Source organism: Pseudomonadota bacterium, assembly GCA_036339585.1.
Lineage (GTDB): Bacteria > Pseudomonadota > Alphaproteobacteria > UBA8366 > UBA8366 > UBA8366.
The window spans coordinates 78243-94815 of record JAYZAS010000012.1 but is presented as its reverse complement, the minus strand read 5'-3'; the positions used below and the strand labels follow the sequence as shown (position 1 = coordinate 94815).

General features: G+C 44.5%; 14 protein-coding genes. 3 read left to right on the top strand and 11 right to left on the bottom strand.

Going from position 1 to position 16573, the window contains the following annotated elements:
- Positions 1–526 precede the first annotated feature (526 nt).
- Genes VX941_09015 through VX941_09005 form a run of 3 tightly spaced genes read right to left on the bottom strand, consistent with a single transcriptional unit; the run spans position 527 to position 5103 of the window.
- On the bottom strand, positions 527–1480 hold the full coding sequence (locus tag VX941_09015; GenBank protein MEE2933549.1) for a DmsC/YnfH family molybdoenzyme membrane anchor subunit: 954 nt from the start codon (positions 1478–1480) through the stop codon (positions 527–529).
- A complete protein-coding gene (locus VX941_09010) occupies positions 1481–2224 on the bottom strand; it encodes a 4Fe-4S dicluster domain-containing protein (protein ID MEE2933548.1) in 744 nt (247 codons plus the stop codon).
- A complete protein-coding gene (locus VX941_09005) occupies positions 2224–5103 on the bottom strand; it encodes a molybdopterin oxidoreductase family protein (GenBank protein ID MEE2933547.1) in 2880 nt (959 codons plus the stop codon). The genes VX941_09010 and VX941_09005 overlap by 1 nt, the downstream gene beginning before the upstream one ends.
- Positions 5104–5455: 352 nt before the next feature.
- On the opposite strand from VX941_09005, the gene VX941_09000 reads away from it, so the two are divergent.
- Complete coding sequence (locus VX941_09000; GenBank protein ID MEE2933546.1) at positions 5456–6241, top strand: enoyl-CoA hydratase; 786 nt, start codon at positions 5456–5458, stop codon at positions 6239–6241.
- A gap of 584 nt (positions 6242–6825) precedes the next feature.
- Here the strand turns inward: VX941_09000 and VX941_08995 are convergent.
- From VX941_08995 to VX941_08965, 7 genes are all read right to left on the bottom strand, one after another.
- Complete coding sequence (locus VX941_08995) at positions 6826–7818, bottom strand: electron transfer flavoprotein subunit alpha/FixB family protein (GenBank protein ID MEE2933545.1); 993 nt, start codon at positions 7816–7818, stop codon at positions 6826–6828.
- 23 nt (positions 7819–7841) lie between these two features.
- Entirely contained in the window at positions 7842–8660 is an 819-nt protein-coding gene (locus VX941_08990; protein ID MEE2933544.1) for an electron transfer flavoprotein subunit beta/FixA family protein, read from the bottom strand.
- A gap of 6 nt (positions 8661–8666) precedes the next feature.
- The gene (locus VX941_08985; GenBank protein ID MEE2933543.1) at positions 8667–9923 is read right to left on the bottom strand and encodes a molybdopterin-dependent oxidoreductase; all 1257 of its coding nucleotides are present in this window, start codon (positions 9921–9923) and stop codon (positions 8667–8669) included.
- Positions 9924–10346: 423 nt separating this feature from the next.
- Entirely contained in the window at positions 10347–11123 is a 777-nt protein-coding gene (locus VX941_08980; protein ID MEE2933542.1) for an amino acid ABC transporter ATP-binding protein, read from the bottom strand.
- A 19-nt stretch (positions 11124–11142) separates the two neighbouring features.
- Positions 11143–12231, bottom strand: coding sequence for an amino acid ABC transporter permease (locus VX941_08975; protein MEE2933541.1), 1089 nt, complete (start codon positions 12229–12231; stop codon positions 11143–11145).
- An 11-nt stretch (positions 12232–12242) separates the two neighbouring features.
- The gene (locus VX941_08970; GenBank protein MEE2933540.1) at positions 12243–13421 is read right to left on the bottom strand and encodes an ABC transporter permease subunit; all 1179 of its coding nucleotides are present in this window, start codon (positions 13419–13421) and stop codon (positions 12243–12245) included.
- Between the two features lie 78 nt (positions 13422–13499).
- A complete protein-coding gene (locus tag VX941_08965; GenBank protein ID MEE2933539.1) occupies positions 13500–14531 on the bottom strand; it encodes an amino acid ABC transporter substrate-binding protein in 1032 nt (343 codons plus the stop codon).
- A gap of 149 nt (positions 14532–14680) precedes the next feature.
- Here VX941_08965 and VX941_08960 point away from each other — a divergent pair, with 149 nt between their 5' ends.
- The gene (locus VX941_08960; GenBank protein ID MEE2933538.1) at positions 14681–15310 is read left to right on the top strand and encodes a TIGR02466 family protein; all 630 of its coding nucleotides are present in this window, start codon (positions 14681–14683) and stop codon (positions 15308–15310) included.
- A gap of 4 nt (positions 15311–15314) precedes the next feature.
- Positions 15315–15926 (top strand): TIGR02466 family protein, encoded by a 612-nt coding sequence (locus VX941_08955; GenBank protein ID MEE2933537.1) that lies wholly within the window; start codon positions 15315–15317, stop codon positions 15924–15926.
- Positions 15927–15960: 34 nt separating this feature from the next.
- On the opposite strand, the gene VX941_08950 is transcribed toward VX941_08955, so the two are convergent.
- The gene (locus tag VX941_08950) at positions 15961–16569 is read right to left on the bottom strand and encodes a CIA30 family protein (GenBank protein ID MEE2933536.1); all 609 of its coding nucleotides are present in this window, start codon (positions 16567–16569) and stop codon (positions 15961–15963) included.
- Positions 16570–16573 lie beyond the last annotated feature (4 nt).

Genomic DNA, 16573 nt, shown 5'->3' with positions numbered 1-16573 from the left:
GTCAATAGATATTGTGGTAGGCGAACGTGCTATTTTCATTAATGATTGCTCTCGGACTTATTTTTATGACGGTACTCGTCACGCCGGTTTTAGCATTGATTGGCTGGGGAGCGATGGTATGTGAAAGGTTACAGCTGATGCCAAATTATGTAACAAATATGTGAGTTGCAAACTGCCATTTGTATGTAGTGGCCACGATGGTTTTTACTACTGATGGATGTACAAGGTTCCCGGCTTTCCTAATCAAATTCAATATTAAGGGAACAGATCGGGCAATAACCGTATCGTGGTCTTTTCAGACATTGAATGACAAGACGGTTAGTTTGGAGCTTTTAAGCCTTCCATACATTTAGTAATATTGCCAGCAGTTTGTGCAATGAAAATTTTCAAATCTGGATTAACCAAAGAAATTTCAAAAACAAATCGGTACGACAATAGAGCTTTGCTTATTGTTGTCAGCCAAATCACAGGTTATGTCAGATTTACCATATCAAAAAAATTATGAGCTTATCGAAAGCCTTAAGTTTTATCCGTGAACTTTATCTTTGCCATAATAAAGCATTACTACATGTTCTGCTTCGGCAAAAAACAACCAACGTTCGATCGTAACACCAACCTGACCCAATACTGCAGCCGTAAATGCCAAAATAGTGACGTAGTAGCCAGCTGCCAAATAGATAAGAATGTAACAACTAATCGGAATGCCAAAAGCGGCAAACAGACACAGGGTCCGTAACTTACTCGCGTGCTTACGGGCCACTTTGTAGCCCATTTCCTCCAAGAGGTAATTTCGACCTGTGTGAGGTGGGTCAAGCAATCTAGTTTTACCCTTAGCCCCAAGGCCTGTTGCAGTCTCCGCAGTCGACAGAATTGGAGCACTGTCTATGTATCGCCAGTAACAATACTTGCACGCGTATGCTACTGTGATTGAAACTAACGCAAATGTGCTTAGTGCAGTTGGAACAGGAAAAAAGAACGCCCAGATGGCAACGAACCAAAGGGCGCCGGTCATCAAGGATAAACTCAAATAGACGACGGATACCCATTGATTATTCCACCGTGGTATGGATTTTAGGGATGCATATATCATTGCAGTACAAAAAACAGTTGCAGCAGCACCAATCGCTAGAATGAAAGAAACAGCTCGCCATGCGAAAAGGTGCTGTTCAAAAAGAATCCAACCAGCGCCGAAGTAACAAGCGGGGCCGTACAATAAGATTGCCATAATTCCCTCGCGAGAGAGCCAGGAAGAGCGCCACTGGGTGATTGCGCGCCATGCTCGCTCCGGGTGACCGAGATGAAAGGTAGAGGAGAGCAGACCAATTGACACGGTGCTAAGAGCAAGCCCGATAGTTAGCATGGCAAATAGAGTGCTAGATGGAAGCCATCCGCATGATGCTGCCAGTCCCAGTACGAACAAAAGTCCGTAACCGAGACCAGATGCGGTTGTAAAAAGAATTATAGAGGCAGCAGGATTCATTTAATCTGACAATAAGTCATCAATCCACCCAAGAAAACCTCCTTCCGGATTGGCTTCCTCGAGACGCTGAGGAGGAGATCCAGCGGCGGCTTTTTCATCGCGTCTTGGCCTAGGTGGTAAATATTTGTTTGTTGGGGAGCATTCCATTTCTGGCATTAAATCGTATCCGCCGCGTTCTTTTACTAACTTAGAAACATTTGAATCCGGATCCGAAAAATCACCAAAGTGTCGAGCGCTTGCAGGGCAAGTTGATACGCACGCTGGTAAACGTGTTTCGTTGTCTAAATTCTCGTTATAGATACGATCAACACAAAGCGTACATTTCTTCATCACGCCGGCATCATCATCAAATTCTCGCGCTCCATAGGGACAGGCCCACGAACATAACTTGCATCCGATACATTTAGACTCATCAACAAGCACTATCCCGTCTTCTGAGCGCTTGTACGAGGCCCCTGTGGGGCAAACTGTTACACACGGCGCGTCCTCGCAGTGGAGGCATGACTTTGGAAAGTGCACAGTTCTTTGCCCTGCTTCGGTTGTTTCTTCGAAAGTGTGGATGCGATTAAACCAAACACCTAATGGGTCATGACCGTACGGATCTTTATCGGTCATAGGGGCGTGATAGCCGCTCGAATTCCATTCTTTACAATTTACTGCACACGCATGGCAGCCCACGCAAATATCTAAATCAATGACGAGCCCCAATCGACGTTTTGACTGTTCTTTTGGCAAAGAGGTCATTAGTCGTTTCCTTGCTCAGCGCGAAAACTCGTCCCAAACCGAGAAATGTCGACCCGCTCGCTTATTTTTGTTTTTGGAGCTAAAGGAGGAAATTGCGGAAACGTTTCCTTAGGACCATCTTGATCAGCCCTTTCTACGCGAACACGAAGGTCATACCATGCGGCCTGCCCTGTAACCGGATCCGAATTGGTAAATCGATAGCCGCACGGTTGCTCGGGCAACAGTTCGTCTATCAAATGATTCATTAGAAAACCAGATTTTGCCTCCGTCCCGCCTTCTTTTAAGTTCCATGCGCCTGATCTCTTGCCAATAGCATTCCAAGTCCAAACGGTATTGGGATTCACGCCATCCATCAAACGGACTTGCACTTTTATGCGTCCGTTTCGGCTGCTCACCCAAGCCCATTCATCGTCAGCCAGACCTAAACACCCTGCTCTCTCACGCGAAATATAAAGGCGATTTTCACCATGTATTTGCCGTAGCCATGCATTTTGTGATCCCCAGGAGTGATACATCGCCATTGGTCGTTGAGTGATGGCATGCATTGGATATTCATCAACGCCATTGATGGTATCCTCGAATGGCGGATACCAGATGGGCAGCGGATCAAAATAGCTTTTAATTCTATCCCGGTTTCTTTCCGGCACCCTGACTGATCCGTGTCCATCGGCAGCTAAACGAAAAGTTTGCAGTTCCTCTGCATATATCTGCAAAATTATAGGGTTATTGCTAGCCACAAAACCCATGTCTTTTGCAAAGTTGAGGTAATTAGCATTAACATTTTTGTAGTAACGTTGATTTGGATCCAACTCATGGCGCCAAAAACATTGATTGTCGATATACTTTTTCAATTGATTAGGATTCGGCTCCCCACAGCCGATTTTTGAACCATCGGCCCCCCGCCAACCTGCGAGTGGCCCAATCCCCGGCTTCCTCTCATGCAAAACCATATACTCTTTATACCCATTAGGGTATTTCGCAGTTCCGTCGTCGTTTACTAAACCTTCCAGGCCAAGGCGAGCCCCAAGGTCGATAAGAACATCCTGAAAGGGTCGAACATTTCTATCGGGTTGCACAACCGGGTGACGAATAGAATCAGCTGCCCCATCAGCATCACAAATGGGTCGATCGAGGAGTGAGATGCAGTCGTATCGTTCGAGGAATGTGGTATCAGGGAGGATAAGATCCGCATATGGAACCATTTCAGAGTAGAAAGCATCTGAATAAATAATGTGGGGAATTTTATATTCGCCGTTTTTGTCTTTGTCGGTGAACATGTTGATAGTATCAGTTGTATTCATGGCAGAGTTCCACGCCATGTTCGCCATATAGTAAAATAGGGTGTCTATTTGAAATGGGTCTCCTTGCCAGGCGTTGGTTGTTACCATGTGCATGAGACCATGAGCTGCCATTGGAGCATCCCAGCTGAAGGCTTTATCAATGCGTTGCGGATTACCTTCAGCATCGACCAAGAGATCCTCTGGGGAGCGAACAAAGCCTAGATGGGGGCCCGGTAAGGGTGTGTTTGGGCGCACGTCCTCGCGTTTCCCTGTAGGCTTGGGTAACGAATCTAATCCTTTAGGATAAGGTGCTTTATATCGCATGCCGCCGGGCACATCTATACTGCCAAGCAAAATCTGTAAAACATGGATAGCTCGGCATGTATGAAAGCCATTGGAGTGTGCTGAGATACCACGCATCGCATGCATGCTAACTGGACGCCCTATCATTTTGGTGTGGTGTCGACCAACCCAATCAACCCATGGCACATCAATCTCAATTTCTTGTTCAAATGCCACCTCGGCAATTTCCAAGGCAAGCCGCCTTATTGTGTCAGCGGGAACACCGGTTCTGTCAGTCACAGCGTCAGGGGAGTAACGTTTATCCAGATATCGTTCAGCAAGTATCACGAAAGCAGGTTTTGTATTACGGCCCTCGGGTGTTTCATAATTTCCTTTTAAAGCAGGTTTAGCTCCGCTTGACAGAGGATCACAAAGTTTTCCGGATAGGCGATCCCAACATTGTGGTTTACCCTCAGAGTCACGGACGAACAGGCCGTGATCAGCTGCGCCGGGTTCATCATACACTAACCACGAAGCATTGGTATACCTAGATAAATACCCTACATCCACTTTGCCAGCACGCAGCAATTCGTGGATTAGGGCGAAGACAAAGAGCCCGTCTGTACCAGGGGTAATACCGATCCATTCGTCGGCAATTGCTGAATAACCTGTGCGTACAGGATTAATCGAAACAAACTTTCCACCCTGTGTTTTGAGATGACCCAGACCAATTTTAATTGGATTACTGTCGTGGTCTTCAGCAACACCGAACATCATGAAAAACTTAGTTAATTCCCAATCAGGTTCTCCAAATTCCCAAAAGGCGCTTCCGATTGTGTAAAGTCCGGCTGCAGCCATATTTACTGAGCAAAAGCCGCCGTGTGCAGCATAATTTGGTGTGCCAAATTGCTGCGCCCACCAACTGGTTAGTCCTTGGCTTTGGTCTCTGCCAGTGAAAAAAGCAAGCTTTCGGGGGTCTGTTGAGCGGATATTTTGAAGCCACGTTTTTGCAGTTTCTAAAGCATCTTCCCAACTCACTTCTTCAAATTCTCCGCTTCCACGCGGACCGACGCGGCGAAGAGGGTTAGTTAAGCGCGCCGGTGAATTAAGGGTCATTATCCCAGCCGAACCTTTTCCGCAGAGAACTCCTTTGTTCACTGGGTGGTTTGGATTTCCATCGATGTAACGAACAGTACCATCTTTCATATGGACCCGTATTCCACAACGGCATGCACACATGTAACATGTTGTGTATCGGATTTCGTCCGATACAACCGGGTTAGTTTCGAGAGGTCTATCTAGATTTGCTTTTAACATACCCACACTTGAATGCTATCTCCCAACCCTTTGAGGTTTAGACTGAATGTTACTTAAAGAGAATAGTTTTTATTCGCAATAAAAATGATTGACTTCAGTAAGAATCCGGAGATGCGAAATATTCTTTTAAAAACGATCTGCCAAAGAAAATTTTGATAATATATCAATTGTGTATTTTTTTTTTTCGTTTCAATAGAGGAACCAGAAATATTGACAAAAATTATAGTGACTCGTCGCCGCGTCGTAAATTATCTATTACTGCGTCGTTCCAAGGCGGCATATCTTATGCCATGAACTGTTGGCATAAAGCTGGGTTAATCTTTAATGGTCGTGTACATCATAGGACTGGTAAATGACTGAATTTTTGCAAACCAAGATATCGGGTCACTGCGTTCATTTAGTGCTAAATAATCCAGAGAAAAGAAATGCTGTTAATCTCGCGATGTGGCGTGGGTTACACAAGCAATTTAGAGCTTTTGCAGGTGACCCGAGAATCCGCGTGGTGATAATCTCTGGCGCCGGTGACAAAGCATTTTCGGCAGGCGCAGATATTTCTGAGTTTGCCGAGGTTCGCGCAACGCCTAAAGATCGCGAAAACTATGAGGTCGCTGTCCAAAGTGCTTTTAAGGCACTCCGAGACCTCCCGCAAATAACGATTGCAATGATTGATGGTGTTACCATTGGCGGCGGAGCAGAGATTGCTATGGAGTGCGACATTCTGGTGGCATCAGAACGTTCACGCTTTGGTATCACTCCGGCCAAACTAGGTATTGGCTACAACGAAATGGATGTGGATCGATTGGTGAAACATATTGGTGCGAAAGCTGCGTTGGAAATTTTAGCTACTGGGAAACTCTACTCAGCAGCTGAAGCTCACAATTTGGGTTGGGTAAGAACCGTAGTAGCTGCAGATGATTTGGAAAATGAGGTGTTTAGCCTTGCAGGCATAATTGCCAGCAATGCACCGCTAACGGTAAAGGCAGCAAAGCTTATGATTAAAGAGGTTCTGAAACCTCCTGAAAAGCGTGACAAACAATATTGTACAGCATTGGTAGACGCTTGTTACGAGAGTGCAGACTGCAAGGAAGGGCAGAAAGCATTCAGTGAGAAGCGAAAACCCGTTTTTCGTGGAATATAAGCGTAGGGACACTTTTCAATTTGGCCTTACAAGGGCCAAATGCAGATTTCCAAGTCGTTTGGCAATAGTTTCGTGGGGTGACTAAACGTAACCTACGTTTAGAGCGGTTGTTGTCAATAAAGACATAGGATTTTTCCTACAACCCAATTGTTGACTACAACCGCTACAACTGTCTTGTGCGTGTCTTTTTTCATTCCTAGGACTGGGTCATTATTGAGGCCAATGGAGTTAACGCATTAATAAACGTGAGGGTCAGATAATTTCTAAAAATAATAAAGTTCTTATTATGTTACTTATGTTTATAACAACAGCTGTGAATGCAAATGATCACAAAACATATGAATCAAGTATAAGATTCTGTCGGGCACTTTTTGATAACAGAATTGAACCCAAAATGAACTTGTTTTGGCTCAATCATCTTAATCAAAAACGTTTAAAAAATATCAAAATAGAGCAACTCGGGGAAAAAGAATTGAGACAAAAAGCGCAGCGCTTAAACACATAGATGCAAGTTCTAGAAGATAGATTGCGCGAATTAGCGGTCGTTTGGAGTGCCTACTGCAGGTAGTGCAGTCAAGAAACTATTATTCTTTAAGCTTTGCTATTTGCTTTGTTAACGCAGTTACCAGCTCTTCATAGTCCCCGATAGCCCCATATCTTGAAAAATTAAACATTGGTGCATCAGGATCGTTGTTAATTGCAACGATGTTTTTCGCATTTGCGCAGCCTGCCATATGATGACTGGCCCCCGATATTCCAATTGCGATGTAAAGCTCTGGCGCGACAGTTTTACCAGAAAGACCAATTTGATATCCCGGGGGGCACCACCCCTGGTCGCAAGCAACCCGACTTGCTCCGACAGCACCACCTAGCACACCGGCGAGTTCAGCGGCAATTTCAAACCCTTTTGGTCCACCGAGGCCGCCACCTCCTGCAACAATAATGGAGGCATTTTCGAGTTTAGGCCCATCACTCTCGACATGTTTTCGCTCGACTACATTCACACGGACATCGTTCTCCTTAATGGACAGGGGTTTGGTTTCAATACCCCCGCGCCGCTCGATGTCACGAGCAATTGGAGTTTGTGATTTGGGTCTGATAGTTGCTATTGCTACTTCGTTTTCAAATGACAATACTTCTCTAGCTTTTCCGCCATAGCATGTTCGTGTGAGGAAGGTTTTTGTTCCTTCAATTGTAATTTTTTCGCAGCTGGTAGCGATGCCACATTTCAGCTGAAAGGCAAGGCGCGGCGCGAGGTCTCCACCCGTACTATTATGACCCATAAGTATAAGGCCGGCTTTAGTCTCCTTGGCTATTGCTGCTATGTCTGGCAACCATGCGTCCGCCCGATAAGGAAGGCACAAGTTATCTTCAAACAAGATTACTTTGTTTGCACCAAACGAGATCAAGTCTTCTCCAAGTGTCCCCAACCCGTGACCAAATACTACTGCAATAACATCACGTTTATCATTTTTACCAGAGAGTTGCCGCGCGCATCCAAGCATTTCCAGAGACAGATCGCTCACCCTATCCTGATCCATTTCTACTAAAACCAAAATGTTACCCTGATCAGTCATTTGATGTTCTCTCTATATGTGAGTCAAATCAAGTTAGCTTCTTTGAGCCGAGTAGCTAATTGAAAGGCTACATCGTCAGGCGTGTCACCCTGAATGAGTTCACAATTTACTTTGTTATCTGGGATGAACAGTTCTTCAATATGCTGTCTGCCGTATCCAATGTCGGTATCTATTCCAAGATCACTAGCGTTCCACACATTAATCGATTTTCGTGCTGCACGCATAGTTTCGCGTAATCCAGCGTAACGCGGTTTCCCTAGCTCATGGGATATCGTAACCAATGCAGGAAGCTGCGTTTGAACTTTCTCGGTGCCGTCCTCGAGGACCCGCTCTACTAAGACTGTTTTATTATCAATCTCTATGTCACATGCATATGTAATGGCGGGTATATCAAGCAATTGCGCTATACCGAGACCGACAACACCAAGATCTTTATCCGCTGCTTGACGTCCGGCAATAATAAGATCTACATCACCTAACTTTCGTATTGCCGTAGCAAGGATATTTGCCGTTAAAACAGCATCGGCGTTTTCAAACAATGGATCTGCCAGGAGCAACCCCTCATCTGCGCCCCTAGCAAGCTCTCCTTTTATGGCGACACGGGCAGTTTCTTCTGCCATTGTAACAACAGTCACCCGCACGTCATTTTTTTCACTCTCCAAATTTTGTCCATATGTATCTTTTATTCGCATGGCCGCCTCAACTGCCTGCTCATCAAATGGACTTATTACAGGAGAAACACCAGGCAAAGGAACTATAGCCCGTGCTTCTTCGTCTATTCGAAAAACAGTGGTTGCTACATCCGGATCGAAGATCTGCTTAACTAGGACAACGATATGCATTGTTGTTTACTCAACGACTGCAATTTCTGATGGTATAACTCCATCAAAATGTTTAGCCAAATAATTCCATTCTGTTACTGGCTGCATACGTCCAGCTTCGTCGTAAGCACGAGCCATGATCGAGTAATTCCCGGGTTTGTTTACGTTCCAGAGATAGGACCAACGTTTCCAGAGCCATTTGTCCGGCGAATATTCAACATGAGCGTCAGTCCAAGTCTCACCATTATCAAGACTAACTTCGACTTTTTCAATTGCGCCCCCGCCTGACCACGCTAATCCGCGCACCAAATGTTCGCCTGTTTTTATCGGTGAATGATTATCTCTGGGCCATGTGATGATACTTTTGCAGCCTAACTCCATGCACATGGTTTTGTTAGGATCTTCATATGACTTTCCAAGAACAAAGTACTCTGTCTGGTGATAACAAGGCACCATGTGGTCATGAACCTCTATCTTCTCTAGCCATTTTACCCACCAATTTCCGGCCCAGCCAGGTACAATAGCTCGTGCTGGTGCTCCATGAACATGTAATAACGCATCACCGTTATGCGCCCATGCAATTATTGTGTCCTCATGAAATGCTTTGTCCATGGGTAATGCTTTGTCAAAATTTATTGCGCCTGGTTTGGCTATCTTTGCATCTAAAGAGCCCGCGGCACGGTAGAGTTTCATCTCATTAGGTGTGCCAACATCAAATCCTACTAATCGTACGCTAACTGCAGTGGATTGTACCCCAGCTCGATCAAGAATTTCCTTCAACGGAGTACCAGTCCATTCCCCACCGCTGCACAAGTTGGTAGCATGAGGGCGTTCCAGTATCTCTTCAAACGTCATATTGTTATTTTTGAATTTGTCCACATTTGGGTCTACTGCATCATTTGCCCTGGCAATTTGTGGTTTTACATTTGTGGTGCCAGCAAGCCAATCAAAGTAATCTCCATCATTACCTGCGCACTCTGTTACAGCACGTACGGTGCGCGCTGGAAGTTTTTTTAGCTCTTCAAGAGTTAGGGTAAATGGATTGTCTACCTCGCCACAAATTTCGACTTTCCAATCATCTGGATGAATAGGTTCTGGCATCTGTACTTGGGCATTTACAAAGAATGCTTCAGTCGGAGTGATTAAGCCCTCCTGTTCGAGTATGGGAGTTCGGGCGTAGATTACTCTTCCTTCTGCGTCAGGGCTCTCCGCATGCCTTAGCCGTTTACGGTCAGGCCACCCCATAATGAATTCACCCTCAAGGTCTTCATCTTCAATGGACATAAACTCCTCCCTTTGTGTCTTCCAAGCTCGGTGGAAGAATGAGTGACAGTACACGATAGCGCAAGCTTATTTTTGTAAAGTACAACGTGGTTTCGAAGATGTGCTTTCGATTGGCTAATGATCACAACTACTCCTCATGTGGAATATCGGCTACGTTAAAGTTAGCCTTAACAGCGGATCAGTAGAGGAGTAATGGCCAACAACGGGTCAGGTGCTATGTCCTGAAGTTTGTGCCTTCACGTATAGGGGGGTTAAAGACAGTTTTTTTCTTATATTTGGTTTTCCAAAAGACTTGATACATGTGTTGTAGCAGGTAGTGGACGAACAGTCAGGCAGTAAGGAAAATACGTTAGCATTTGTTTAAACATAAAATATTGATACCCCCTGGCCAGTCCTGTCAAACAGTATGAAGAATGGTAGAGGTCAGTGAGTTAATATTTGGCTTAAAAAAAGCTGAGTTCGAGGATTATCTGGCGCTGTGAAAAACTTGCCGGGGGCAGCTTTTTCAACGATCTCACCTGCATCCATGAAGACCATAGTATCAGCAACAGTTTTTGCAAAACCCATCTCATGGGTTACCACTATCATTGTCATACCGTCCTCAGCCAACTCGATCATGACATCAAGAACTTCTTTAATCATTTCTGGGTCAAGCGCTGATGTTGGCTCATCAAAAAGCATGATCTTTGGCTGCATACAAAGAGATCTCGCAATAGCAACTCTCTGTTGTTGACCTCCGGAAAGCTGGCCAGGATATTTGAATGCCTGTTCTGGTATTTGAACACGCTCAAGGTATTGCATAGCCAACTCTTCAGCATCTTTTTTTGGCATTTTTCTGACCAGCATAGGTGCCAAAGTTAGGTTATCGATTACAGACATGTGAGGGAATAAATTAAATGATTGGAATACCATACCCACTTCGCTGCGTATGGCTTCAATGTTCTTAAGATTATTTGTAAGTTCGATGCCGTCGACAACTATTTTTCCACGCTGATGAACTTCCAATCTATTGATACAACGTATCATGGTTGATTTTCCTGACCCAGAGGGACCGCAAACCACGACCCTTTCACTGCGTCGTACCGACATGCTGATATCAACAAGTGCTTGGAAATCGCCGTACCACTTGTTGACACCTGTTAATTCTATGACAAGTTCTTCATGCTTTTGACTTGAGGTAGAACTTTTCGAGTTTTCCAACGACTTTCTCCGAGATAATCTAGCGACGCCCTTCATCTAGCCAACGCTCAACATTTTGACTGTACTTGGAAAGCGCAAAACAAAATATAAAATATATAAGAGCAACGAAAAGGTAGGCCTCTATGGTAAAAAGACGCCACAACGGATCCTGCATTACAGCCGTTGTTGCACTTAGGATATCAAAAAGGCCAATGATTAAGACGTATGAAGTGTTTTTAAATGCCGCGATAATGTGATTAACAATTCCTGGCAAACATACCCTCAAAGCTTGGGGCAGAATGATCCGGATCATCATCTGCCAGTACCCGAGGCCGAGAGCCTCAGCTGCCTCATACTGACCGCGCGTGATGGCTTGCAAACCGCCTCGAATAACTTCTGCTTGGTAACACGCAAAAAATATTGCCATTCCGACCATCACTCTGAGCATCACATCGAATTCTAAGCCTTGTGGTAGAAATAATGGAAAAACATTAACAGCTACGAACAGAATAGTTATAAGCGGTACGCCCCGCATGCATTCGATAAAGGTAACACAGATTGCTTTAATTCCTGGCATATGAGATCGACGTCCGAGTGCTAATAACACAGCAATTGGCATGCCGAACACAACTGTTCCTGTAAATAATACCATTGTTAGCGGCAGCCCTCCCCATTGTTGGGTGTCCACGTACTCCAATCCGAAAAGACCACCCCACATCAGCAAAGAACAAATGCCGAGATTGGCAATCCACAGAGGGGCTAAAATTTTAAGTCTCCAGAAGCGTCTCGAGAGAGTTATGCAGATCACGCTTACAAAAATTATTAGTGCAACTATCAACCGCCAATGTTCGCTATAGGGAAACAAACCAAACAACATAGGCCTATGCTTTTCGGCAATTACCGCCCAGCATGCACCCGCTCCTTCTGACCGGCAAGAGGTGTGGTCTTGTGCTCCCCATACCGCGTTTAGAACTCCCCATTCAAAAAAAGATGGTAACGCTTTAAAGAGGATTAACACGATGAGAATGGTAAGCAATGTGTTCCAAGCAGAGCTGAAAAAATTATCACGCACCCACCGAACTACTGGCACTCTCTCTGCTACGGGCGGAGGTGTGCGCTTTGATTGAATATCAACCAATGTCAGCGCTCCCTAATAGCTACAAGTTTGTTGTAAAAATTCATAAGAATTGAGATCGTGAGGCTTATCGTTAGGTATACTAGCATCATGATTGCAATCGCCTCCACCGCCTGGCCCGTCTGATTTAGTGAAGTATTTCCGATATTGACCAAATCAGGGTAGCCTATCAGAACCCCTAAAGAACTATTTTTGGTAAGACTTAGATATTGGCTTGCTGTGGGTGGTACTATTACCCTGAGAGCTTGCGGAATTGTAATATAGCGCATGATGAAACTATGGCGTAGCCCAAGGGCACGAGAAGCTTCAATCTGTCCACGATGAATTGACTCAATACCGGAACGAACTATCTCGGCGATGAAAGCTCCTGTGTACACTGTTATACCGATTAGTAGAGCTATGTATTCTGGGGATAGGGATATCCCTCCTTGGTAATTAAACCCTTTCAATTCTGGATAATCCCACGACAATGGAGCGCCGCCTAAAGCCCATACCAACAATGGTAATCCAATAGTTATTGAAGTGCTGGGCCAAAAGACAGCAATGTATTGTCCGGTGTGTTCTCGACGGTAACGTGCCCACCGAGTAAAAATCAATGCACCACCAATTCCTAGAACTAGAGTAAAAGCTACCCAAGGGTAAAGTACGTTATCAACCGGGAACGGCAGCATAAGACCACGATTGGATATAAATGCTCCATTAAACGGTTCTAGTGCTTGGCGTGGATGGGGCAGAAGTCGGATGATGGACGACCAAAAAATCACATGTAGAACGACGGGTACGTTCCGGCAGATTTCTACGTAAGCGGAGGCTAATTTTGATACTAGCCAGTTACGTGATACGCGGGCTATTCCCATTATAACACCCAGTAAGGTAGCAAGAAAAATACCAACAAACGCTATATGAAGAGTATTAAGTACGCCGGCGGCAAAGATACGGGCGAAGGTTTGACTTGAGTCAAAAGGGATAATTGACTCGCTTATGTCAAAACCTGCTGGCTCACTTAGAAAACTCCAACCCGTTGCAATATTCTGGCGATCGAGATTTTCATTAATATTGTAATAAAGATACCAGCCAAGAAAAATCAGCGCCGCAGCAAGTAGCAGTTGATATGCAACGTTCCGGAACGCGATACTGTGGAGTATCGAACGATTGGTTTTTGGCGGGTGCGCCTGTTCGGCCATAACCTATTTCGCAGTTTCGGTTAAAAAAAAATTAGGATGTGCCGCCCTGCAAAGGCTGGGCGGCACATCTAAAGAGTCTTACTTCATCGGGAAGCCGTACATCAGGCCCCCTTTTGTCCAAAGTTTATTGACGCCTCGCGCAAGGTTCAACGGCGGGCCCCAGTTTCTATCGTATACTTCACCATAGTTGCCAACCGCTTTGATTGCGTCATAAGCCCATGATTTGCCTAGTCCTATCTTTTTGCCAAGATTACCAGTTGCACCAAGCAGTCGTGTAACATTCGGATCTTTTGACGCTTTCATTTTGTCGACGTTCGCTTGAGTAATTCCCCACTCTTCTGCATTGAATAGTGCATGTACAACCCACTTTGTAATATCGAACCACTGGTCATCATCAGCTCGTACGCCAACGGCGAGTGGTTCCTTGGAGTAAACTCCATCCAAAATGACATGATCGGAGGGGGTTTTAGCATCGTATTGTTGGTGACCCGGAAGTCCGGCCTGATCCATAGCAAGAACATCACAACGACCCGCCATATATGCACTGACAAGTTCTTTTGAATTTTCGATAACAACGGGGGTCATCTTCATTCCTTTTGATTTAAATAATGCAGCAATATTCTTCTCTGTTGTGCTACCTGGGAAGACACAAATTGCTGCGCCATCCAGTTGGTCGACTTTTGTAATTCCCAGTTTCTTGCGAACCATAAAACCGGTTCCGGTGTAGAAGGTTGGGGGGCCAAAGTTAAGACCAAGAGCTGAGTCTCGGGTAAGCGTGATAGTTGTTGTGCGTGAAAGCATGTCAACTTGCCCCGACTGCAGGGCAGGGAAGCGTTGCACGCTTCCTAATGGAATATATTTTACCTTGTTACCATCACCAAGAACTGCTGCTGCTACTGCTTTGCAGATATCAACGTCGAGCCCTTTCCACTTACCTTTTTTGTCAGCGATAGCAAAGCCATAGCGACCTTGATGGACGCCGCATATCAATTCACCACGTTTCTTAATTGCAGTGAGTGTTGGGCCGTCAGCAGCTAATGCTGGCTCTGTCCCAATTAAAATGTTACCGGCAAATGCCACTAAGGCAGCCGCCATCAAAAGCTTTCTCATGTTGGATACTCCCATTGTTTTTGCTTAACGAAAACTATCAATTGGTTATGTCACGTTTATGGGCAACACTGAAAGTCCTTAAATGGTGGAAATACATGGTAGGAAAATCAGCATGGCCAACATGACTATTTTTCGATTATACAACATCTATGACATCGGATGAAACCCGCATAACAGAGTACCTGTTTCCAACTCTCATTCAGGTTACACAGCATCCAAGTGCTGATATCTTTAATGCTGACTTGATGAGGGAAATTTTAGTTATCCGGGATGAAGTACCCAATGGGAAACCAAGTAACTGGTCATGTGACCACTATACAACAATGACGACCGAGGGCCGTTTACATTCACGTCCTGGTTTAAAAAGTTTTGCTGAATTTGTCACGGCGTGCGCAATACATTACGGCGAAATAATGCGATACCATTATGGAGAAAAAAGACTTCATCTCAACGATTGTTGGTTAAACATTTACGGTCGCGGACATTCACAAGATATCCACAATCATCCGAACCACATTTTAAGTGGTGTTTATTTTGTAAAAGTACCAAAGGGTGCATCGAGTCTACTATTTTATTCGCCTCACTATAAAACAATGATCCGTCCCCCGTTTATTGATGAAACGCCAGTTAATTGCCTAAGTATGCCTTATCCACCGAATGCCGGCGACTTTGTAATTTTTGAAAGCTCTACAAAACATAGTGTCCCCTATAATGACATTGATGGTGATCGAATTACGCTAGCCGTGAATTTTTCACTCGAACCGTTGGCACTGAAATAATCAGATGGATATTGACAACTTAACCCATCATTACGCAGTTTTTCCTACAATAATACAGTCTAACTTTTTTCCTAGATATAGGGATTTGAATAGCTCTATGCTCATGGAACTGGATAGACTTGGCAGAGTAGTTCCAAATAGCCTTGCCCCGCGCGTTACCGTTCCTCATTACACTACAATTGATAGCTGCAACGATTTACACAGGCGTCCTATATTCGAAGCACTTACTACATTTATAAAAAAGGAGTTGACTGTATTTGCAAGCAAACAAAGTATTGATGTAAATAAAAATGGACTAGAAATTAACAAAATGTGGTTCAATATTTACAAAAAAGGTGAATGTATTGATATCCACAATCACCCAAATTCAAATTTTACTGGTGTATACTTTTTAAAAGCATCACGAGGGTCTTCTCCTATTATAATTAAGTCTGAAATAATTGATAACATGATCGCTTTACTTGTTGATGAAAACAATGAATATAACAGCCGCGGAAAGGTCATCACGGCTGAGCCAGGTAAATTAGTAGTATTTAACAGCAACGTTATGCATAGCACCTTGCCTCAAGATATTGATGAAAGCCGGGTAACGATCTCTTTCACAGCGTTAGTATAGGCATCTGCTACAGAATTATGCTCGACGGTGGGAACTATCTGTAAAATTCAATGTTTGAAACGGCTAGATCAGGCCTAAAGGGACGACCTATGGCCACCAAACCAATGCGCTTAAGACGTTTAGTGTCGAGCTTCGTCTCCAGCCTGTAAGGTTTGAAGCTCTCAAATGGAAGCTCAATAACGTGCCACATTGATTTTGCCACAAAGTGTGCCCGATATGATTGCCATGGCCGGTAATTGTCGAGTGTGCGCAGATGGATCGAGTAATCCTCATTATTTCCGTATACCGTTAGGCGAATTCCAGAAAACAGTGATGCATCAAATAATTTGTTGTCTTTTGATAAGTTCAGTGCGGCTTGTATGAAACCGCCATTGTTCTCAACGCGTACATTGCCTGTGAGATGTAAGCAGCGCCGCTGGTTTACTATTGTTGTTTCTATCTTTACCTCAGAGATTCCCCCCATCACTTTATCAGTCACCGCAACCCACGACGTTCCCACTGCTGAAATGAAATTCTTTTTACTAAAATCATCGATTAGCATTTGGTTGTCCTGCGCTGATAACTCAAAGGGCATGGAAAGTATAAGGCCAACCAATCCTACACCCATTAATCCATAGACAACACGTCGTCTATTTTTCCTCACAAAC

What these genes read in the sequence shown, in the direction of transcription:
- VX941_09015 (MEE2933549.1), bottom strand. Translation starts at nt 1,480, where the DNA reads ATGAATCCTGCTGCCTCTATAATTCTTTTTACAACCGCATCTGGTCTC.
- VX941_09010 (MEE2933548.1), bottom strand. Translation starts at nt 2,224, where the DNA reads ATGACCTCTTTGCCAAAAGAACAGTCAAAACGTCGATTGGGGCTCGTC.
- VX941_09005 (MEE2933547.1), bottom strand. Translation starts at nt 5,103, where the DNA reads ATGTTAAAAGCAAATCTAGATAGACCTCTCGAAACTAACCCGGTTGTA.
- VX941_09000 (MEE2933546.1), top strand. Translation starts at nt 5,456, where the DNA reads ATGACTGAATTTTTGCAAACCAAGATATCGGGTCACTGCGTTCATTTA.
- VX941_08995 (MEE2933545.1), bottom strand. Translation starts at nt 7,818, where the DNA reads ATGACTGATCAGGGTAACATTTTGGTTTTAGTAGAAATGGATCAGGAT.
- VX941_08990 (MEE2933544.1), bottom strand. Translation starts at nt 8,660, where the DNA reads ATGCATATCGTTGTCCTAGTTAAGCAGATCTTCGATCCGGATGTAGCA.
- VX941_08985 (MEE2933543.1), bottom strand. Translation starts at nt 9,923, where the DNA reads ATGTCCATTGAAGATGAAGACCTTGAGGGTGAATTCATTATGGGGTGG.
- VX941_08970 (MEE2933540.1), bottom strand. Translation starts at nt 13,421, where the DNA reads ATGGCCGAACAGGCGCACCCGCCAAAAACCAATCGTTCGATACTCCAC.
- VX941_08965 (MEE2933539.1), bottom strand. Translation starts at nt 14,531, where the DNA reads ATGAGAAAGCTTTTGATGGCGGCTGCCTTAGTGGCATTTGCCGGTAAC.
- VX941_08960 (MEE2933538.1), top strand. Translation starts at nt 14,681, where the DNA reads ATGACATCGGATGAAACCCGCATAACAGAGTACCTGTTTCCAACTCTC.
- VX941_08955 (MEE2933537.1), top strand. Translation starts at nt 15,315, where the DNA reads ATGGATATTGACAACTTAACCCATCATTACGCAGTTTTTCCTACAATA.